A 19,197-nucleotide genomic window follows, 5' to 3' on the forward strand; every position below is an offset into this window, starting at 1 on the left:
GAGACTGGCCTGCGTGACGATCCGTCCCATCCGCGAGCTCGGTGACCCGGTCCTCCGCACACCCGCCGACGAGGTGCGCAGCTTCGACAAGGAGCTGGCCGCGCTCGTGCGCGACCTGGAGGACACCGTCGCCGACCCCGGCCGTGCCGGTGTCGCCGCGCCGCAGATCGGCGTCGGGCTGCGCGCCTTCTCCTACAACGTCGACGGACGCATCGGGCACGTGGTCAACCCGCGGATCGTCGAGCTGTCCGAGGAGACCCAGGACGGCGACGAGGGCTGCCTGTCCATCCCCGGCCTGTGGGCGCCCACGGTGCGGGCGATGCACGCCGTCGTCGAGGGGTTCGACGTGCACGGCGAGCCGATCCGGCTGGAGGGCACCGGTCTCATGGCCCGCGCGCTGCAGCACGAGGTCGACCACCTCGACGGCAAGGTCTTCCTCGACCGGCTCACCGGAGAGGCGCGCAAGGCCGCGCTCCGGGCGCTGCGCGACCGCGGCTGACCTGGCCGTACGGTGGCCGCCGTGACCGACCTCGCCACCCGCGCCCGCACCCTCCTCGACCTGCACACCGCCCCGGAGATCCTGGTCCTCGCCAACGTGTGGGACGTCGTCTCCGCCCAGGTGGTGGCCGCCACCGACGGCGTGCGTGCCCTGGCCACCGCCAGCCACGGCATCGCCGCGACGTTCGGCTACGAGGACGGCGAGAACATCCCGCTCGACCTGCACCTGGACATGGTCGGCCGGATCACCGCCGCCGTGGACCTGCCGGTGAGCATGGACATGGAGGCCGGCTACGGGGACCCCGGCGAGACCGCGCGCCGCGCCATCGGGCTCGGCGTCGTCGGCGGCAACCTCGAGGACCAGATGAAGCCGCTGGACGAGGCCGTCGCCGCCGTCGAGGCGGTGCTGCGGGCCGGCCGGGACGCCGGGATCGACTTCGTCCTCAACGCCCGCACCGACACCTTCGTCCGCGCCGCCGAGGGCGCCGACCGCGGCGAGCTCGTCGCCGAGGCGATCCGCCGCGGCCGCGCCTACCTCGAGGCCGGCGCGCCGGTCGTCTTCGTCCCGCGCCTGGTCGACCGCGACGAGATCGCCGCCGTCGTCGAGGGCCTCGGCCGCAACAAGCTGACGCTGATCAGCGTGCCCGGCGCCTCGCTGCCGGCCCGCGAGATGCAGGAGCTCGGCGTGGCCCGCGTCTCCACCGGCCCCTTCACCCAGCGGGTCGCGCTGACCGCGCTGCAGGACGCCGCGGCCGAGATGGTCGCGGGCGGCACGCTCCCCGCGGGCACCCGCGCGCTGAACTGAGCCTCACGTAAGCTTGGCCAAGCAGACCTGGCCAAGCTGATCGGCCTGCTCTACCGTGGGGGCATGACCCACGTCAACGTGCAGGAGGCCAAGACGCGGCTGTCCCAGCTGCTCGCGGCCGCCGAGCGTGGCGAGGAGGTCGTCATCGCACGGGGCGGCCGGCCGGTGGCACGTCTCGTGCCGGTCGACGAGCCTGCACCCCGCCCCGTCGGCTTCGTGGCGGGTTCTGTCCCCGAGACCTTCTTCGAGCCGCTGTCGGACGACGAACTGGCCCGGTGGGAGTGACCACGCTCCTGCTCGACACCCACGCCCTGCTGTGGGTCCTGCTGGATCCGGTACGCATCCCCGCGCAGACCCTCGCGACCGTACGGGCGCCGGACACCACCGTGTACGTCTCCGCGGCCAGTGCCTGGGAGATCGCCACGAAGCACAGGCTGGGCAAGCTGCAGGGCGCTGCCGCGGTGGTCAGCGGTTACCGGGAGCACCTCACCAGGCTGCGGGCGGAGGAGTTGCCGATCACCGGGCACCACGCGCTCACCGCCGGCACCTTCCAGTGGTCCCACCGCGACCCGTTCGACCGGGTGATCGTCGCTCAGGCGCTGCTGGAGTCCCTGACCGTCGTCACGAGTGACGCTGCGCTCACGGAGTTCCCCGCCATCCGCACTCTCTGGTGAGCCGGGGGGTGCGACCCGGAGCATCGGTCCCAGGCTGGCCGCCGGTCATGCCGGATTCCTCGGCGAGCCGTCGCGGTGGCCCGGTGCTGCCACAAGTCGGTAGGCGCCCTCGCCGGAGAGCCGGTCGACCGTGGCGCTGCGGCCGGTGACCAGCAGCAGCAGGTCGCCGGTCGTGCCCTCGACCGGGGCCCCCGCGCCGAGGACGAGGTCGCCGTCGGTGGCGACCAGCCGCAGGCCGGCCAGCCGTCGGCGGGCGTGGAACGGGAAGCCCATCTCCCACGCCCGCCGGGACGCGACCGCCGCGGGGAGCGGCGGCACCGGCCGGTCGCGGCCGAGCGGCACGGTGATGTCCTGCCCGTGCACCAGGACGTCGATGAGCGGCTCCACGGGGGAGATGAACGGGGCCGTGCGCCGCGAGCCGACCATCGCGCGCAGCCGCCGGGAGCACTCCTCGGGCGGGAGCGGGACGGCGCGCAGTGCGGCGTCGCGGATCATCCGGTCGAAGCTGCCGCGCGCGCGGACCGCCCCGACCAGCGCCTCCCGGAGTCCCATGTGCGCCTGGGTGAGGTGGACGGCGACGTCGCCCACCCGCCAGGCGTCGCACAGCGACGGCGCGGTCCACTCGGCGGGCGAGAGGTCGTCGAGCAGGTCGGCCAGGCTCGACCGCTCCGCGTCGATGGTCCGCCAGATGTCGTCGAGGTCCATGACCCCTCCACCGGTCGTACGATGTTCTGACCATTCCGTCAGATCATCTGACCATCGTCAAGGGGTGCTGTGACCGATCCGGCAGGGGAGCGGCAGAACCTGGGGCTGCTCTGCTTCTACCCGTACCGGGCTCTGGAGGCGCGGCTGCTGGTGGCGCTGGCCGCTGCGGGGTTCGACGACATCACCACCGCGCAGGGCCGCATCGTCGCGCGGATCGCACCGGGGGGCACGCGACTGACCGCGCTGGCCGAGCAGGCGCTCGTGACCAAGCAGACGGCCGGCCACCTGGTCGACCAGCTCGAGCGCGCCGGCTACGTCCGCCGGGTGCCCGACCCCACCGACGCACGGGCGCGGCTGGTGCAGATGGCCGAGCGCGGCCGGCAGGTGGTCGCGGTGGCCCGCCGGGTCGAGGCGGAGGTGGAGGCCGAGTGGGCGGCCCACCTGGGGGAGGAGGTCGCCGCCCAGCTGCGTGCGGCGCTCGAGCGGCTGCGCGAGGTCACCGACCCCTACCGCTGACCGCTCAGCGGGCGGCGCAGGCCGCGCAGGTGCCGAAGACCTCGAGCTGGTGCTGCACGTCGGCGAACCCGTGCTCGGCGGCCACCTTCGCCGCCCAGCGTTCGACCGGCGGGTCGGCCACCTCGACGGTGCGTCCGCACGAGCGGCACACCAGGTGGTGGTGGTGCACCGGCGAGCAGCGCCGGTAGGCGGCCTCGCCCTCGTTGCGGAGCACGTCGACCAGGCCGTCGTCCACCAGGGCCTGCAGCGCCCGGTAGACCGTCGCGAGACCGACGGCGTCGCCGCGCTCGCGCAGCAGCGCGTGCAGGTCCTGGGCGGTGCGGAAGCCCTCCTGGTCGTCGAGCAGGGCCAGGACGGCGCTGCGCTGCCGGGTCTGCCGGCGGGGACCCTCGGTCACGGCACCTCCTCGCCGGCGCTCGTCGTCGTCGTGCCCGACGGTGCGGTACCCATGGGTGACCTCGCGAGCTCGGTCACGCACGTCCCCCCGTCCCCGCAGGCGGCGCCGCGTGCTCGCCGTGCTCGTCGTAGTGCACGCCCGCGCCGGTGCGGTGCGGGGCGTGCAGGTGGCCGTCGTGGTCGTAGTCGACGTGGTCGCCGTGCGGCACCGCCGGGTGACCGCAGCCGGCGCCGTGCTCGTGCGGGTGGGCGGCGTGCACCTCGGCGCGGCGCCGGTGCCGGCGGCGGGCGGTCGCCTCGCGCAGCGCGACCGCCGCCGTGGCGAGCAGGAACAGCGCGATCGCCAGCAGCACGATCGTGCCGCCGGACGGGGTGCCGGTGTAGTAGGAGGCGGTCGTGCCGGCGACGCTGGTGACCAGGCCGATGGCGCAGGCCAGGTACACCGTCTGGCGGAAGCTGCGGGCCAGCTGCTGGGCGACCGCGCTCGGCACGATCATCAGCGCGCTGATCAGGAGCAGGCCCACCACCCGCATGGACAGGACGACGGTCGCCGCGACCAGGGCGGCGAGCACGACGTTGAGCGCCAGGACCGGCAGGCCCACCGCACGGGCGTACTCCTCGTCGTCGCTGACCGCGTACAGCCGGCTGCCGAGCAGCCACACGACGCCGAGCACGACGACGGTGATGACGCCGAAGACCGCGACGTCGGCGGTCGTCGTGGTGGTGATGGCGCCGAACAGGTAGGCCTCGAGGTTCGTGGCCTGACCGCGGGGGGCGAGGCTGAGCAGGACGACGCCGCCGGCGATGCCGCCGTAGAACAGGACGGCGAGGGCGACGTCGCCGCTGGTGCGGCCGCGGGCGCGGACCAGCTCGATGAGGACCGCGCCCAGCACGGCGGCCACGAGCGCCGTCCCGACCGGGGCGGTCGAGGTGAGGACGCCGATCGCGACGCCGGTGAGCGCCACGTGCCCCAGGCCGTCGCCGAGCAGCGAGAGCCGGCGCTGCACGAGGAAGACCCCGACCGCCGGCGCGACCAGGCCGACCATCAGCGAGGCCAGCAGCGCCCGCTGCATGAAGTCGTACTCGAGGACCTCCACGTCACCGCCCTCCGTCCGTGGTCACCCGGGGCTGGTCCTGGCGGTACCCCCGCGAGGGTGGCAGGCCCGTGCCCTCGGGGTGGTGGTGCCCGCCGGCGCCGGCGTCGGCCGCGGCCCCGGTCAGCGGGCCGTCGTAGGCGATCCGGCCGTGGTCGACGACGACCGCGCGGGTGAGGACGCCGGCCAGCGCGGCGGTCTCGTGCGTGACCACCAGCAGGGTCGTGCCGGTGGCCGACACGTCGGCCAGGACGGCGGCCAGGGCGTCCTGGCTCGCGGCGTCCACCCCGGCGGTGGGCTCGTCCATGACCAGCAGCTCCGGCTCGGCGGCCAGGGCGCGGGCGACGAGCACCCGGCGCTGCTGCCCGCCGGAGAGCGAGGCGACCGGGTCGCCGAGCCGGTCGGCCAGCCCGACGGCGGCGACGGCGTCCTGCACCGCGGCGCGGTCGGCCGGGCGCAGCCGGCCGAAGGGGCCCAGGCGGGCCAGCCGGCCGACGCCGACGACCTCGCGCACCGTCGCCGGGACCGCGCCGCTGACCGTGTGCCGCTGCGGCACGTAGCCGATCCGGCCCCGCTCGCGCGGCCGCCCGACCGGGGCGCCGAGCACCTCCACCTCACCCCCGAGCACGGTGGCCAGCCCCAGCAGCCCGCGCGCGAGGGTGGTCTTGCCCGACCCGTTGGAGCCGAGGACGGCGACCGCCTCGCCGTCGGCCACGGTGAGGTCGACGCCCTGGACGACGGCGACGTCGCCGTAGCCGATGCGGGCGTCCCGCAGCCGGACGGCGCTCATGAGCAGGACTGCCCCTCCTGCAGGGTGGCCAGGTTGGCCCGCATGACCTCGAGGTAGTCGCTGCCGGCCGACTCGTCGGTCAGCCCCTCGATCGGGTCGAGGACGGCGGTCCGCACGCCTGCCTCGCTCGCGACGGTCTCGGCGACGGCCGGGTCGACGAGGGTCTCGGTGTAGACGGTGGTGATGCCGCGCTCCCGGACCAGCTCGGCGATCTCGGCCTGGGCGGCCGGGCTGGGCTCGGCGGACGGGCTCAGCCCGCTGATGCCGACCACCTCGAGACCGTACCGGTCGCCGAGGTAGCCGAAGGCGTCGTGGCCGGTGACCAGGGTGCCCACCGAGCAGCCGGACAGGCCGGCCTGCATCTCGGCGTCGAGCGCCTCGAGGTCGGCGCGCAGCGCGGCCGCGTTCTGCTCGTAGGTCGCCGCGCCGTCGGGGTCGGCCTCGGTCAGCCGGTCGGCCAGCGCGTCGCCGACGGAGGCGAGGCGCACCGGGTCCAGCCAGAAGTGCGGGTCGACCGCGCCGTCCTCGTGGGCGTGCTCCTCGGCGGTCTCGCCCTCGTGGGCGTCCTCCTCGGCGGTCGGTACGAGGTCGGCGGCCTGGCCGGCGTCCCACGCCGTGTCGGCGGCCTCGTTCTGCGCGGCCTCGTCGAGCGCCGGCTGGAAGCCGTCGAGGTAGACGAGCAGGTCGGCGTCGGCGACCGCGGCGACGTCCTGCGGCGCGAGCTCGAGGTCGTGGGCCTCGGCGCCGGGCGGGGTCAGCGAGGAGACGTCGACCCGGTCGCCGCCGACACGCTGCGCCGCCCACTCCAGCGGGTAGAAGCCCGCGACGACGGTGAGCCCGTCCCCGCCGGTGCTGCCCGCGGTCGCGTCGTCGCCCCCGCACCCGGCCAGCGCCAGAGCGGCGGCCGAGGCGGTGGCTGCGGTCACGGCGCGCGCCGTCCACGTGTTCATGGGAATCATTCTCACATATGCGCCGCCGCGCGAGCCGGCCGGAGGCCCTCGCCCGCCCGCGTAGGCTCGCGGACGTGTCCGACGTCTCCGGCCTGCCGCTGATCGGGGCCGCGGCGCTGCGCGCCCGCGCCGCCGCCCGGGTGCTGCGCACCCTGCCCACCGACACCAAGGACGCCGCGCTGCGTGCCATGGCCGACGCGCTGGTCGAGCGCGCCGACGAGGTGCTCGCCGCCAACGCCGCCGACGTGGCGGCCGCCGCGGCCGACGGCACCCCGGCCTCGGTCCTCGACCGGCTGCGGCTCGACGCCGGCCGCATCGCCGGCGTGGCCGACGCGCTGCGCCAGCTGGTCGCGCTGCCCGACCCGGTCGGCGACGTCGTCCGCGGGTCGACGCTGCCCAACGGGCTGCAGCTGCGCCAGGTCCGGGTGCCCCTCGGCGTGGTCGGCATCGTCTACGAGGCCCGGCCCAACGTGACCGTCGACGCCGCGGGCCTGTGCCTCAAGAGCGGCAACGCGGCGCTGCTGCGCGGCTCGGCCTCGGCGTTCCGGACCAACACCGCACTCGTCGCCGTCCTCACCGAGGCGGCGGAGAAGGCCGGGCTGCCGGCCGGCTCGGTCGAGCTGCTGCCCGCCGACCGCGCCTCGGTGGGCGAGCTGCTGAACGCCCGCGGCCTGGTCGACGTGGTGATCCCGCGCGGCGGGGCATCGCTGATCCAGCGCGTGGTGCGCGAGGCGCGGGTGCCGGTCATCGAGACCGGCGAGGGCAACTGCCACGTCTACGTCGACGCCTCGGCCGACCCCGCGACCGCCGAGGCCATCGTGCTCAACGCCAAGACCCACCGGGTGAGCGTCTGCAACGCCGCCGAGACGCTGCTGGTGCACCGCGACGTCGCGTTCCTGCCCCGGCTGCTGTCCGCGCTGGCCGACGCCGGCGTGACGCTGCACGGGGACGACCGCGCACAGGCCGCCCACGACGCCGTCGTCCCCGCGACCGACGAGGACTGGGCCACCGAGTACCTGTCGATGGACATGGCCGTGCGCGTGGTCGACGACCTCACCGACGCGCTGGACCACATCGAGCGCTGGGGCAGCGGGCACTCCGAGGCGATCGTCGCTGACTCCGCGCGCGCCATCGCCGACTTCACCGCCGGGGTGGACGCCGCCGCGGTGCTGGTCAACGCCTCGACCCGGTTCACCGACGGCGGGGAGTTCGGCTTCGGCGCCGAGATCGGCATCTCCACGCAGAAGCTGCACGCCCGCGGTCCGCTGGGACTGCCGGAGCTGACCTCCACGACCTACGTCGTCACCGGCAGCGGTCACACCCGCCGCTGACCGGCCCCGCCGCTGACAGGAGCCGCATGCCCCGCCCGCCGTCGCAGTCCCCGCAGTTCTCCTCGGTCAGCGACGTCGGCAAGCGGCTGGCGACGGCCGGCTACCTGCCCGACGCGCAGATCGCGACGACGGTCTTCCTCGCCGACCGGCTGGGCAAGCCGCTGCTGGTCGAGGGGCCGGCCGGCACCGGCAAGACCGAGCTGGCCAAGGCGCTGGCGACGGCCACCGGGGCGGAGCTGATCCGGCTGCAGTGCTACGAGGGCCTCGACGAGGCGCGGGCCCTCTACGAGTGGAACTACAAGAAGCAGCTGCTGCGCATCCAGGCGTCGCAGGGCACCGACGGCGCGGACTGGAGCACCGTCCACGACGACATCTTCGGTGAGGAGTTCCTGCTCTCCCGCCCGCTGCTGACCGCGATCCGGCGCACCGAGCCGACCGTGCTGCTGATCGACGAGACCGACAAGGCCGACGTCGAGGTCGAGGGCCTGCTGCTGGAGGTGCTCAGCGACTTCCAGGTGACGATCCCCGAGCTCGGCACGGTGACCGCGGCGCGCCGGCCGATGGTGGTGCTGACCTCCAACGCCACGCGCGAGTTGTCCGAGGCGCTCAAGCGGCGCTGCCTGTACCTGGCGCTGGACTACCCGTCGGCCGAGCGCGAGCGGGAGATCGTGCTGTCGCGGGTGCCCGACCTCGCTCCGGGCCTGGCCGAGCAGCTGGTGCGCACCGTGCGGGCGCTGCGCGCGCTGGAGCTGAAGAAGTCGCCATCGATCTCCGAGACCCTCGATTGGGCGCAGACGCTGCTCGAGCTGGGCCTGGACACCCTCGACGGGGAGGCCGTGCGGTCGACCCTCGGCGTGGTGCTCAAGCACGCCAGCGACCAGGACCGGGCCGCGGCCGAGCTGCGGCTGAACTGATGTCGGCCCCGGCTCCCGGGTCCGGCGGGCTCGCCGGGCACCTCGACGGCTTCGTCCGCGCGGTGCGCGACGCCGGCATCCCGGTCGGCATCAGCCAGGCCGTCGACGCCGCCGAGATCCTCACCGTGGTCGACCTGCTCGACCGCGAGCAGCTGCGGCACGGGCTGGCGGCGGTGCTGCTGCAGCGGGCGGCGCAGCGGCCCGCCTACGACGTGCTGTTCGACCTGTGGTGGCCGCTGTCCGACCGGCCGCCCGCGACCGACGACGAGCCCGGCGGGGAGCCGGGGGAGTCCGGGGAGTCGACCCTCGACCTGCCCGACGGCGCGGACCTGGCGGAGCTCATGCGCGAGGAGCTGTCCCGGCTGCTGCTCGACGGCGACGAGGAGGCGCTGCGCCGCTTCGCCCGCGAGGCGGTCGACCAGCTGGGCCGCACGGCGCCGTCGCCGTCGGGCCAGTCCTTCTTCAGCTACCGGGTGATGCGGGCGCTCTCACCGGACACCCTGGTCGCCCGGCTGCTGGCCGGCCTGCTCGGGGACGCCGAACGCGGTGGGCTCGCCGAGCAGGTGGCCCGTCAGACGGTGCGCGAGCGGCTGGCCGCCTTCCGGGCCGCGGTGGAGGCCGAGGTCCGGCGGCGGACGGCGGCCGAGCGCGGCCGGGACAAGGTGGCGAAGAACGCGGTCCGCCCGCTGGCCGACCAGGTCGACTTCCTGCGCGCCCAGGCCGCGGACCTCGCCGAGCTGCGCCGGACGGTCGCCCCGCTGGCGCGGCGGCTGGCCGTGCGGCTCTCGGCGCGCCGGCGGCTGGGCCGGGAGGGCCGGCTGGACTTCCGCAAGACCGTCCGGGCGTCGCTGGGCACCGGCGGCGTGCCGGTGGTGACCCACCACCGGCCGCGGAAGGTGCACAAGCCCGAGCTGGTGGTGCTCTGCGACGTCAGCGGCTCGGTGGCGGGCTTCAGCCACTTCACCCTGATGCTGACCCAGGCGCTGCGCGAGCACTTCTCCGGTGTGCGGGCGTTCGCCTTCGTCGACTCCACCGACGAGGTGACCCGCTTCTTCCGCCCCGGTGCGGACGTCGCCGACGCGGTCGCCCGGATCGGGCGGGAGGCCGACGTCGTCGGCTTCGACGGGCACAGCGACTACGGGACGGCGTTCGAGGTCTTCGCCGAGCGGTGGCCCTCGGCGGTCGGGCCGAAGACGTCGCTGCTCGTGCTCGGGGACGGCCGCACCAACTACCGCCCGCCGGGCCTGCCGGTGCTGGCCGACCTGGTCCGCCGCTCCCGCTCCGCGCACTGGCTCAACCCCGAGCCGCGCCGGCTGTGGGGCAGCGGCGACTCCGCGGCCGACCGCTACGGCGAGGTGGTCGACATGGTCGAGTGCCGCAACGCCGCCCAGCTCGCGGACTTCGTCACCACGCTCTAGGTGTACCTGGCCGGGACCCGTCGGACCCGGTGGGTGCCGGGCGGGGAGGCCCCGTGCCGCTGTCCGGGGTCGGTCCTCGCGGGCCGGCCCCGGACGGCCCGGATACGCTCGATCGGTGGCAGGTCGGCGGGTCGGGGTGATGGGCGGGACGTTCGACCCCATCCACCACGGGCACCTCGTGGCGGCGAGCGAGGTGGCGGTCCTCTTCGGTCTGGACGAGGTGGTCTTCGTGCCCACCGGCCAGCCGTGGCAGAAGAGCGATCGCGACGTGGCGCCGGCCGAGGACCGGTACCTCATGACCGTCATCGCCACCGCCTCCAACCCGCGGTTCTCGGTGAGCCGGGTGGACGTCGACCGCGGTGGCCCCACCTACACGATCGACACGCTCAGCGACCTGCAGCGGCAGCGGCCCGACGACGAGCTGTTCTTCATCACCGGCGCCGACGCCCTGTCGCAGATCCTCAGCTGGCGCGACAGCGACCGCTGCTTCGAGCTCGCGCACTTCATCGGCGTCACCCGCCCCGGCTTCGACCTGGGCGCGTCCCACCTGCCGGAGGGAGCGGTCAGCCTGGTCGAGGTGCCGGCGCTGGCGATCAGCTCCAGCGACTGCCGCGACCGGGTCGGCCGCGGGATGCCGGTCTGGTACCTGGTCCCCGACGGCGTCGTGCAGTACATCGAGAAGCGCGGCCTGTACCGGTCGGGCGCCGATGCCCGTGCCCTCGCACGCGAGGGCATCGCGCCTCGCCGCGTCCCCGGCGACGACCCCCCGTCCGGGGACCGCCCGACCTACGACCGGCCACCCGCGACGGCTTCCCGGACCGAGGGCACGCCTCCCGAACCACCGACCACCGATCTCCAGGAGGTACCCCGATGACCGCCTCGACCGAGGCGCGGGAGACCGCACTGCTGGCCGCGCAGGCCGCCGCCGACAAGCTGGCGACCGACGTCGCGATCGTCGACGTCAGCGAGCGGCTGGCCATCACCGACGCCTTCGTGCTGGCGTCGGCTCCCAACGAGCGCCAGGTGCAGGCGATCGTCGACGAGGTGGAGGAGCGCCTGCGGCAGCACGGCGTCAAGCCGGTGCGCCGGGAGGGCGTGGCCGAGGCGCGCTGGGTGCTGCTCGACTTCGTCGACGTCGTCGTCCACGTGCAGCACGCCGAGGAGCGCGCCTACTACGCCCTCGAGCGGCTCTGGAAGGACTGCCCGACGATCCCGTTCGTCGACCGCGCCACACCGCAGGGCGACGGGGCGGCGACCGGCACCGCGACGCTGTCGGCCGACGACGTCGACCCGGCCAGCGCCGACCCGACCCCGCTGGCGCCCGAGCCGGCGGACGGGGGCGCGGCGGACGGGGGAACGGCGGACGGCGGTCCGCTCGAGGACGGGGGCCCGTCCGCGCCGGAGACGGCCGGCCGGTGAGCGACGTCCAGGCGCTGCCCGTGCCGCGGCTGGTCCTCTGGCGGCACGGGCGCACCGAGTGGAACGCCGTGGGCCGCTTCCAGGGGCAGCTGGACCCGCCGCTGGACGAGGTGGGCCGCCGCCAGGCGCTGCGGGCCGCTCCGCACGTGGCCGCGCCCATGCCGGAGGGCACGATCGTCGTCTCCAGCGACCTCGGCCGGGCCGCCGAGACCGCGGTGGCGCTCACCGACGTGCTGGGGGTGCCGCTGCGGCTGGAGCCCCGGCTGCGTGAGGTCGGCATGGGCTCCTGGGAGGGACTCACCCGCGAGGAGGTCGCCGAGCGCCACCCCGACCAGTACGCCGACTGGCTGGCCGGGCGGCCCATCGTGGGCCGCGGCGGTGAGGAGGCCGCTGACGTGCCGGCGCGGGCGCTGGCCGCGCTGCGCGACCTGCCCGAGGCCCCGGCGGCCGTCCTCGTCACCCACGGCGGGACCTCCGCGCGCCTGATCGAGGCGCTGCTCGGACTGGGCCCCGAGCACCACCGGGTGCTGGGCCCCCTGGCCAACTGCGCCTGGAGCGAGCTGGCCGAGCAGCGCGGCCGGTGGCGGCTGCTGCGGCACAACACCACGGCACCCGAACTGGCCGACGGCCCGGTTCCGCCGCCGCAGCCGGCCGGGCGTCGCCCGGACGCCGGCGCCAGCCCCGAGGAGGGGGCGCCGGGCCCTCCGCAGGACGCCGACGCACTGTGATCCCCGCCGTGGCCGGTCGGACGCGGGAGGGCGCGGGCTAGCCTCGCCGGGTGTCCGTCGCCGTGGTCACCGACTCCTCGGCGTACCTGCCTGCCCGCCTGCTGGAGCAGTACGCGGTCGAGGTCGTCCCGCTCTACGTCGTCATGGCCGGTCACTCGGGCCGCGAGGGCGACGACATCGGCCCGGCGGACGTCGCCCGCGCGCTCGGCGTCCGGGGCCAGCGCGTCTCGACCTCCCGGCCGACGCCCGGCGACTTCGTCGCCGCCTACCGCCGGCGCCTGGACTCCGGGGCCGACCGCATCGTCTCGGTCCACCTCTCCGCGGAGCTCTCCGGCACGGTGGACGCCGCCCGGCTGGCCGCCGCCCAGGTCGGGGAGCACATCGTGACCGTCGTCGACTCCCGCTCCGCGGCGATGGGCAACGGGTTCGCGGTGCTCGCCGCGGCCCGGTCGGCGGCGCGCGGCGAGGACATGGCAACCGTGGCCGCGGCCGCCCGGGACACCGCCGCCGCCACCCGCACCCTGTTCGCCGTCGACACCCTCGAGCACCTGCGCCGGGGTGGGCGCATCGGGCACGCCGCCTCGATGATCGGCACCGCGCTGTCGGTCAAGCCGGTCCTGCACGTCGCCGACGGCCGGGTGGTGCCGCTGGAGAAGGTGCGCACGACGGCCCGGGCCCTCGTCCGCCTCGTCCAGCGCGGGGTGGAGGCCGCTGCGGACAGGCCGGTGATGGTGGCCGTCCACCACCTGGCCGCACCGGAGCGGGCCGAGCGGCTGGCCGCCGACCTCGAGGATCGGCTGCCCGACCTGCGCGAGCTCTACGTGAGCGAGCTCGGCGCGGCGATCGGCGCGCACGTGGGGCCAGGGGCGGTGGGTCTGGTCGTGGCACCGGCGGTGCCCGCGCAGCCGTCCGACGTCGCGGACCGTCCGCGGGAGGCGGGGGACCGGTAGCGGGCACGGGCGGAGCACCGGCCCAGCGTGCCCCTCCGGGCGCCAGGCCGGCCCTCGCGGTCCACAGCGGCCGCGGCTGTCCACAGTCCCGCGGCGGCCCGCCTGACGGGGCCGCAGCTCCCTAGCGTCGCGCCGGTGCGCCTCCCTCCCCGCCGCAGCGACGACGCCGACCTGATCCGGCAACGGCTGCGGGCCCTGCTGCATGAGAGCCGCCCACCCGGCTGGGTACCCGACGACGACCCCGATCCCGACCCCGGGCCGGAGCAGTTCCCCACCACGGCGGCGGAGGACGGGCTGCCGGCCGGCGTCGGGCGGCACCGCGTGCCGGGCAGCGCCGTCCGGCTGGCCCCCGGCCGCCGCGCCGCCTGGTCGCTGTGGGTCGCCGGTCTGCTCGCCGCGCTCCTCGTGGTCGGCGGCACGTGGCTGGACCGTCCGCAGGTGCAGCCGGCGCCCGTCGAGCCGGCTCCGGCCGGGCCACCCGCGGGGGAGGAGCCCGCCGCGACGCCGTCGGTGGGGGTGGCGGCCGGGTCGGCGGCCACGGTCGTCGTCTCGGTCGTGGGCTCGGTGGCCCGCCCGGGGCTGGTCACCCTGCCCGAGGGCGCGCGGGTGGCCGACGCGGTGGCGGCCGCCGGTGGCCTGCTGCCGGACACCGACCCGGCCTCGGTCAACCTCGCCGCGGTCGTCTCCGACGGCCAGCAGGTGGCGGTCGGCGTCCCCGGAGCGGGGGTGGCCGGCGGCGCTGCCGACGGCTCGGGCGCAGCCGGCGGGGGTGGGCCGGTCGACCTCAACACCGCCACCGCCGCCGACCTCGACGCGCTCCCGGGCATCGGCCCGGTGCTGGCCCAGCGGATCGTCGAGCACCGGGAGCGCAACGGGCGCTTCCGCAGCGTGGAGCAGCTCGACGACGTCCCCGGCATCGGCCCGGCCACCTACGCCGAGCTCGCCGAGCTGGTGACCGTGTGAGCACGGCCCGGGAGCGCTGGTCGTGGCTCGACCTGCGGCTCGCACCCGCGGCGGCGACGGTCTGGGCCACCACCCTGCTCGCCCCGCTCCTGCCCGTCCCGGTGCTGGCCGGCGCGGTGCCGGTGGCCGCCCTGACCGCGGTCGCGGTGGCCCGTCGCAGCCGGTCGCCGGCGGCGGTCGTGCTGCTGGGCGTCCTGGCCGCGCTGGCCGTCACCGCGGCGACCGCGGCGGTGCGGGAGGCGGCGCGGGAGAGCTCACCGCTGGCCGGGGTGGCCGAGGGACGGCGGACGCTCGAGCTGGTCGTGGAGCTCGACGGCGACCCGACCGCGGTGCGCGGGGTGGGGCCACCGCGCGTCATCGTCGAGGCCACCGTCACCGCGCTGGAGGACGGCGGCACGCGCACCCGGCTGGACGACGCCGTGGTGCTCTTCGGCACCGCCGACGAGTGGCGCGGACTGCTGCCGGGCCAGGTGGTCCGGGTCCGCGCCGCGGTCGCCCCGGCCGCCGCCGAGGAGGGCGTGGTGGCGCAGCTGTCGGCCCGGGCGCCGCCGGTGCCGGTCGGGGAGCCGTCGGCGGTACAGCGGGCCGCCGGGGGGCTGCGGGAGGGGCTGCGCGAGGCCGCCGTCCGGGTCCTCGGACCGCAGCCGGGCGGGCTCCTGCCGGGCCTGGTCGTCGGGGACACGCAGGCGATGGACCCGGTGCTCGTCGAGGACTTCCGGCGGGCCGGGCTGGCGCACCTGACGGCGGTGTCGGGTGCGAACGTGGCGATCGTGCTGGCCGGGGTGCTCGCGCCGCTGCGGCGCCGGGCGGTCGACCGGCGGGTGCAGGCGCTCGTGGCGGTGGTCGCGCTGGCCGGGTTCGTGGTGCTGGCCCGGCCCAGCGCCAGCGTGGTCCGGGCCGCGGCGATGGGCGCGGTGACGCTGCTGGCGCTGGCCACCGGGCGCTCCCGCGCGGCGCTGCCGGCCCTCGGGGCAGCCGTCGTCGTGCTGCTGCTGCTCGATCCCGGCCTGGCCCGGGACGCCGGCTTCGCGCTCTCGGTCGCGGCCACCGCGGCCATCGTGCTGCTGGCGCCGGGCTGGTCCCGCCGCCTGCGCCACCGCGGCTGGCCGCCGCTCCTCGCCGACGCGGTCGCGGTCGCCGCGGCCGCGGGGCTGGCGACCGCGCCGCTGGTGGCGGGGCTCTCCGGGCTGGTGAGCCCGGTGTCGCTGCCGGCCAACCTGCTCGCCGCGCCGGCCGTCGCCCCGGCGACCGTGCTCGGCCTGCTGGCCGCGGTCACGCTCCCGGTCGTGCCGCCGCTGGGCGAGGCGCTGGTCTGGCTGTCCGGGTGGCCGGTGCGGTGGCTGGTGGTCGTGGCCCAGCGCGCGGCGGCGCTGCCCGACGGTGCGACCGGCTGGCCGGCCGGCACCCGTGGCGCGGTGCTCCTGACGGTCCTGCTCCTGGCGCTGGGCTGGCTGCTGTGGCGTTTCCCGCGGGCCCGGCCGCTGGCGCTCGCGGCGCTCCTCGGCGTCGTGGTGCTCGGGTGGCCGTTGCGGCAGGTCGCCCGCGGGTGGCCGCCCGAGCGGACGGTCCTCGTCGCCTGCGACGTCGGCCAGGGCGACGCGCTGGTGGTGCCGACCGCGCCGGGGGAGGGCCTGCTGGTGGACGCCGGGCCCGACGTCGGTCCGGTCGACCACTGCCTGGACCGGCTGGGCATCGACACGCTGCCCCTGGTGCTCGTCACGCACCTCGACGCCGACCACGCCGGGGGCCTGGCCGGGGCGCTGTCCGGGCGGGACGTCGGCGTCGTCGCCACCGGCACGCTCTCCCCGGCCGAGGACCGGGCCGCCGCCCTGGACGCGGCGGCGCGGCGGGCCGGTGCCGAACGCGCCGTCCTGGTCCCCGGCGACCGGAGGACGGTGGGGACGGCGACCGTCGAGGTGCTCGCCCCGCCGCCGGAGGTCGCCACCGCCGCGGTGCCGGCCAACGACCTCTCGCTGGTGGTCCGGGTGACCCAGCGCGGGATCCGGGTGCTGCTCACCGGCGACCTGAGCGGCGCGATGGAGGCGCGGATCGTCGCTCGCCGGGTCGACCTGCGCGCCGACGTGCTCAAGGTGCCGCACCACGGCAGCGCCGACGCCGACCGCGGCTTCTTCAGCGCCACCGGGGCACGCGTCGCGTTCATCTCGGTGGGCGCGGACAACACCTACGGCCACCCGACGGCGCGGGTGCTGTCCTGGCTGGCGCAGCAGGGGACACGGGTGCACCGCACCGACCGGGAGGGCGACCTGGCCGTGGTCGGCGGTGCCGGCGCGTGGGGCGTGGCGGTCCGCGGGACGAGCACCGGTGCCACTGCGACCGGGCGGTCCGGTGCGGTGGGGGAGCCGCACGCCGGGACGGCCGACGGTCGGCCGGGACCCCGCGCGGGACGGCGGGAGCGTCGGTCCCGCGTGACACCATGCCGGTGTGGCCGCAGCACCCCCCGCACCGACCTCCCGCCTGCGCGCCGTGGTGGGGGAGGAGGAGCTGCTGCGCGCGCGCGCCGTCTCCGCCGTGCGGGCCGCCGTGCTCGAGCGCCACCCCGACGCCGAGCTGCACGACCTGCCGGCGCAGGGCCTGCCGGTGGGCCAGCTGGCCGACGTCCTGGCGCCCTCGCTGTTCGGCACGCACCGGCTGGTCGTCGTCACCGGGGTGCACGAGGCCGCTGCCGCGCTCGCCGACGCGCTCACCGGCTACGCGAAGGACCCGGACCCGGACCTGACGCTGGTGATCGTGCACTCCGGGGGCAAGCGCAACGAGGCCCTGGTCAAGGCGTTCACCGCCGCGGGTGCGGCCGTCGACGACTGCCCGAAGGTCAGCTCGGTGGGCGACCGGATCGCCTTCGTGCGCAACGAGGTGCGCTCGGCCGGCGGCCGGATCACCCCGGACGCCGCCTCGGCGCTGGTCGAGGCGGTCGGCGCGGACCTGCGGCAGTTGTCGTCCGCCGCCACGCAGCTGGTCTCCGACTTCGGCGGCACGGTCGACGCCGACGCGGTCGCCCGCTTCCACCGCGGCCAGGCCGAGGTCACCGGCTTCACCGTCGCCGAGCGGGTGCTCGTCGGCGACCGGCAGGGCTCCCTGGAGATGTTGCGCTGGGCGCTGCAGCGCGGTGTCGCGCACGTCCTCATCGCCGACGCGATCGCCGACGGCGTGCGGACGGCGGCCCGGGTCTCCTCGGTGCGCAGCTCCAACCCCGGCGACCTGGCCCGCACGCTGAAGATGCCGCCGTGGAAGGTCAAGCGGGCGCAGTCGCAGGCGCGCGGCTGGAGCATCGACGGCCTGCAGCAGGCGATCGGCGTGGCCGCCGAGCTCAACGCCGACGTCAAGGGCGCGGCGGCCAGCGCGGACTACGCGCTGGAGCGGGCGATCCGGCGGATCGTCGCCATCCGCCGGGACACCGGCCGCGGCGTCCGCGGCTGAGAGAGGACCCCCGACCCGCACCGTGGAAGGACCCCGTCCTCCTCGCTCCCCGGGGGAGGACCCCTGCCCCCACCGCGCGCAGGCTCGCGGCGGGACCCTGCAGGGAGCGTGAGCCTCGGGACGGGGCCGGCGCAGGGACCGTGCCGGCGGGCCACGGTCCCGGGAACGCGACGAGCCCCCGTCCCGCAGGGGAGGGGGCTCGTCGGACGGTCGCGCGGACGCGACCGGAGGTCAGCTGGAGAGGCCGGACAGCTGCTTGGCCATGCCCGACTTGCGGTTCGCGGCCTGGTTCTTGTGGATGACGCCCTTGCTGGCGGCCTTGTCCAGCGCCTTGCTGGCGGTCTGCAGCGCGGTCGTCGCGGCCGCGGCGTCCCCGGTGGCAGCGGCCTCCCGGAAGCGGCGGACGGCCGTCTTCAGGGCGGACTTGACGGCAACGTTGCGCTGACGCGCCTTCTCGTTGGTCTTGTTCCGCTTGATCTGGGACTTGATGTTCGCCACGCGTGAGCCTCGGGGGTGTCTCGGAGGGGGGTACTTCTGGACAGTGCGTCCGGACGGCGTGCGTCAGCGGACCGGTCTGCCAAGATACCAGCGTCGTCCGCCCGGCCCCAACCCGCGGTCGGTCCGACCGAGCAGGTCACGACGACCGAGCCAGGCCGGCGTCCACCCGCCGCCGTGCCCAGGCGAGGGCGGCATCGTGGAACCGACGCTGGAAGTCCCGCACGGTCGGCAACCCGGGCGGTGGCCGCTGTCGCATCGCCTGGGCCCACGTCCCGGTCAGCGCGAGCAGCAGGTCGGTCACGTCCGCGGGGTCGGCTCCCGCCACGACCGGGGAGTCCGCCACCAGCAGCTCCGGGTCCACGCCCCCGTGTACGGCGGGGTCGAGGGCGAACAGCACGGTGTCCACCCAGGCTGCGCCGCAGGCCGCCCACGGCCAGTCGACGACGAACACGGCGCCGTCCGCGGTGACCAGCAGGTTGTCGGCGCGCACGTCGAGGTGGACGAGCGTCCCCCCGGACAGCCCGCCCGACCCCGCCAACCGGCTGGTCGCGTCGGCCAGCCAGTCCAGGTTCCGGCGCTCCCAGGGGTCGAGATCCGCCGGCGGCTGGTCGGCCAGCGTCCTCCACGCGGCCAGCTGACCGCCGAGCCGGTCGGGGACGGACGGCAGCCCCGGCACCGGGCACGGGGTGCCCGTCCGGGCGAGGTCGGTGAGGACCGGCACGATCCGCGCCGCGCCCGCCGGTGTCCACGGCAGGGCCGGCGGCGCCCCGTCCACCGCGTCGAAGAGCAGCGCCACCCACACCTCGCCGTCGACGTCCCGCTCGGCCCACCACCGCAGACGCGGCGCGGGGAGGCCCGGCGGCAGTGCCGCGGCGACCCCGGCCTCGGTCCGGAGCAGATCGGGGGTGTCCGGGTTCAGCGGCGTGCCGACCGCCTTGAGGAAGGCCCGCGTCCCGTCGGCGCAGGTCAGCACGGCCGCCGTCCCAGGGGAGAAGCCCCCGGTGCAGCCGGTCACGGTGGCCACGGGCGAGCCGAGCGCCGCCTCGACGTCCGCGCGCAGCACTGCGGGCAGGTCCGGGTACGGCAGGCGCGGGCTGCCCGCAGGGGTCATGG

22 protein-coding genes and 1 pseudogene are annotated in these 19,197 nt (G+C 76.5%); 15 read left to right on the forward strand and 8 right to left on the reverse strand.

Annotated elements, in window-relative coordinates; all coding sequences use genetic code 11:
• Positions 1-13 precede the first annotated feature (13 nt).
• The 4 genes from def (at position 14) to ACI79G_RS17505 (ending at position 1,977) form a co-directional block, all read left to right on the forward strand.
• Positions 14-499: a peptide deformylase gene (def, locus tag ACI79G_RS17490; RefSeq protein WP_091220024.1), complete on the forward strand. Its 486-nt coding sequence runs from the start codon at positions 14-16 to the stop codon at positions 497-499.
• A gap of 21 nt (positions 500-520) precedes the next feature.
• Positions 521-1,303 carry an isocitrate lyase/PEP mutase family protein gene (locus ACI79G_RS17495; RefSeq protein WP_456882383.1) on the forward strand — a complete coding sequence of 261 codons (783 nt, stop codon included), beginning with the start codon at positions 521-523 and terminating at the stop codon, positions 1,301-1,303.
• Between the two features lie 63 nt (positions 1,304-1,366).
• A complete protein-coding gene (locus tag ACI79G_RS17500) occupies positions 1,367-1,588 on the forward strand; it encodes a type II toxin-antitoxin system Phd/YefM family antitoxin (protein ID WP_091220030.1) in 222 nt (73 codons plus the stop codon).
• Positions 1,585-1,977: a type II toxin-antitoxin system VapC family toxin gene (locus tag ACI79G_RS17505; RefSeq protein WP_456882384.1), complete on the forward strand. Its 393-nt coding sequence runs from the start codon at positions 1,585-1,587 to the stop codon at positions 1,975-1,977. The genes ACI79G_RS17500 and ACI79G_RS17505 overlap by 4 nt, the downstream gene beginning before the upstream one ends.
• Before the next feature lie 45 nt (positions 1,978-2,022).
• Here the strand turns inward: ACI79G_RS17505 and ACI79G_RS17510 are convergent, their stop codons facing one another.
• Positions 2,023-2,682 carry a maleylpyruvate isomerase family mycothiol-dependent enzyme gene (locus ACI79G_RS17510; RefSeq protein ID WP_456882385.1) on the reverse strand — a complete coding sequence of 220 codons (660 nt, stop codon included), beginning with the start codon at positions 2,680-2,682 and terminating at the stop codon, positions 2,023-2,025.
• Between the two features lie 69 nt (positions 2,683-2,751).
• On the opposite strand from ACI79G_RS17510, the gene ACI79G_RS17515 reads away from it, so the two are divergent.
• Entirely contained in the window at positions 2,752-3,198 is a 447-nt protein-coding gene (locus tag ACI79G_RS17515; protein ID WP_456882386.1) for a MarR family winged helix-turn-helix transcriptional regulator, read from the forward strand.
• Positions 3,199-3,202: 4 nt separating this feature from the next.
• On the opposite strand, the gene ACI79G_RS17520 is transcribed toward ACI79G_RS17515, so the two are convergent.
• The 4 genes from ACI79G_RS17520 to ACI79G_RS17535 form a co-directional block, all read right to left on the reverse strand.
• Complete coding sequence (locus tag ACI79G_RS17520; RefSeq protein WP_091220040.1) at positions 3,203-3,595, reverse strand: Fur family transcriptional regulator; 393 nt, start codon at positions 3,593-3,595, stop codon at positions 3,203-3,205.
• Positions 3,596-3,668: 73 nt separating this feature from the next.
• Positions 3,669-4,691 carry a metal ABC transporter permease gene (locus tag ACI79G_RS17525; RefSeq protein ID WP_456882387.1) on the reverse strand — a complete coding sequence of 341 codons (1,023 nt, stop codon included), beginning with the start codon at positions 4,689-4,691 and terminating at the stop codon, positions 3,669-3,671.
• A gap of 1 nt (position 4,692) precedes the next feature.
• Positions 4,693-5,478, reverse strand: coding sequence for a metal ABC transporter ATP-binding protein (locus ACI79G_RS17530; RefSeq protein WP_456882388.1), 786 nt, complete (start codon positions 5,476-5,478; stop codon positions 4,693-4,695).
• On the reverse strand, positions 5,475-6,428 hold the full coding sequence (locus tag ACI79G_RS17535; RefSeq protein ID WP_456882389.1) for a metal ABC transporter solute-binding protein, Zn/Mn family: 954 nt from the start codon (positions 6,426-6,428) through the stop codon (positions 5,475-5,477). The genes ACI79G_RS17530 and ACI79G_RS17535 overlap by 4 nt, the downstream gene beginning before the upstream one ends.
• 74 nt (positions 6,429-6,502) lie before the next feature.
• Here ACI79G_RS17535 and ACI79G_RS17540 point away from each other — a divergent pair, with 74 nt between their 5' ends.
• From ACI79G_RS17540 to ACI79G_RS17575, 8 genes are all read left to right on the forward strand, one after another.
• Positions 6,503-7,759 carry a glutamate-5-semialdehyde dehydrogenase gene (locus ACI79G_RS17540; protein WP_456882390.1) on the forward strand — a complete coding sequence of 419 codons (1,257 nt, stop codon included), beginning with the start codon at positions 6,503-6,505 and terminating at the stop codon, positions 7,757-7,759.
• Positions 7,760-7,785: 26 nt separating this feature from the next.
• The gene (locus tag ACI79G_RS17545) at positions 7,786-8,673 is read left to right on the forward strand and encodes an AAA family ATPase (RefSeq protein ID WP_456882391.1); all 888 of its coding nucleotides are present in this window, start codon (positions 7,786-7,788) and stop codon (positions 8,671-8,673) included.
• Entirely contained in the window at positions 8,673-10,091 is a 1,419-nt protein-coding gene (locus ACI79G_RS17550) for a vWA domain-containing protein (protein ID WP_456882392.1), read from the forward strand. The genes ACI79G_RS17545 and ACI79G_RS17550 overlap by 1 nt, the downstream gene beginning before the upstream one ends.
• Before the next feature lie 115 nt (positions 10,092-10,206).
• Complete coding sequence (gene nadD / locus ACI79G_RS17555; protein ID WP_456882393.1) at positions 10,207-10,965, forward strand: nicotinate-nucleotide adenylyltransferase; 759 nt, start codon at positions 10,207-10,209, stop codon at positions 10,963-10,965.
• Positions 10,962-11,510: a ribosome silencing factor gene (rsfS, locus tag ACI79G_RS17560; protein ID WP_456882394.1), complete on the forward strand. Its 549-nt coding sequence runs from the start codon at positions 10,962-10,964 to the stop codon at positions 11,508-11,510. The genes nadD and rsfS overlap by 4 nt, the downstream gene beginning before the upstream one ends.
• Positions 11,507-12,238, forward strand: coding sequence for a histidine phosphatase family protein (locus tag ACI79G_RS17565; protein ID WP_456882395.1), 732 nt, complete (start codon positions 11,507-11,509; stop codon positions 12,236-12,238). Before rsfS ends, ACI79G_RS17565 begins: the two co-directional genes overlap by 4 nt.
• A gap of 50 nt (positions 12,239-12,288) precedes the next feature.
• Entirely contained in the window at positions 12,289-13,188 is a 900-nt protein-coding gene (locus ACI79G_RS17570; protein ID WP_456882396.1) for a DegV family protein, read from the forward strand.
• Positions 13,189-13,323: 135 nt separating this feature from the next.
• A complete protein-coding gene (locus ACI79G_RS17575; protein ID WP_456882397.1) occupies positions 13,324-14,151 on the forward strand; it encodes a ComEA family DNA-binding protein in 828 nt (275 codons plus the stop codon).
• Between the two features lie 254 nt (positions 14,152-14,405).
• Here ACI79G_RS17575 and ACI79G_RS17580 read toward each other — a convergent pair whose 3' ends face one another.
• Complete coding sequence (locus ACI79G_RS17580) at positions 14,406-14,888, reverse strand: hypothetical protein (RefSeq protein ID WP_456882398.1); 483 nt, start codon at positions 14,886-14,888, stop codon at positions 14,406-14,408.
• Here ACI79G_RS17580 and ACI79G_RS17585 point away from each other — a divergent pair.
• Together ACI79G_RS17585 and holA are read left to right on the forward strand one after the other, a co-directional pair.
• Positions 14,841-16,259 (forward strand): annotated as a pseudogene (locus ACI79G_RS17585) (ComEC/Rec2 family competence protein); the annotation flags it as partial. The gene ACI79G_RS17580 and the pseudogene ACI79G_RS17585 overlap by 48 nt on opposite strands.
• 334 nt (positions 16,260-16,593) lie before the next feature.
• Positions 16,594-17,586, forward strand: a complete 993-nt coding sequence (gene holA / locus ACI79G_RS17590) for a DNA polymerase III subunit delta (protein ID WP_456882399.1) — start codon at positions 16,594-16,596, stop codon at positions 17,584-17,586.
• Positions 17,587-17,817: 231 nt separating this feature from the next.
• On the opposite strand, the gene rpsT is transcribed toward holA, so the two are convergent.
• Together rpsT and ACI79G_RS17600 are read right to left on the reverse strand one after the other, a co-directional pair.
• Positions 17,818-18,084, reverse strand: coding sequence for a 30S ribosomal protein S20 (gene rpsT / locus ACI79G_RS17595; RefSeq protein WP_456882400.1), 267 nt, complete (start codon positions 18,082-18,084; stop codon positions 17,818-17,820).
• 136 nt (positions 18,085-18,220) lie between these two features.
• Positions 18,221-19,195 carry a phosphotransferase family protein gene (locus tag ACI79G_RS17600; RefSeq protein ID WP_456882401.1) on the reverse strand — a complete coding sequence of 325 codons (975 nt, stop codon included), beginning with the start codon at positions 19,193-19,195 and terminating at the stop codon, positions 18,221-18,223.
• Between the last annotated feature and the right edge of the window lie 2 nt (positions 19,196-19,197).

The organism is Geodermatophilus sp. SYSU D00779, assembly GCF_054050595.1.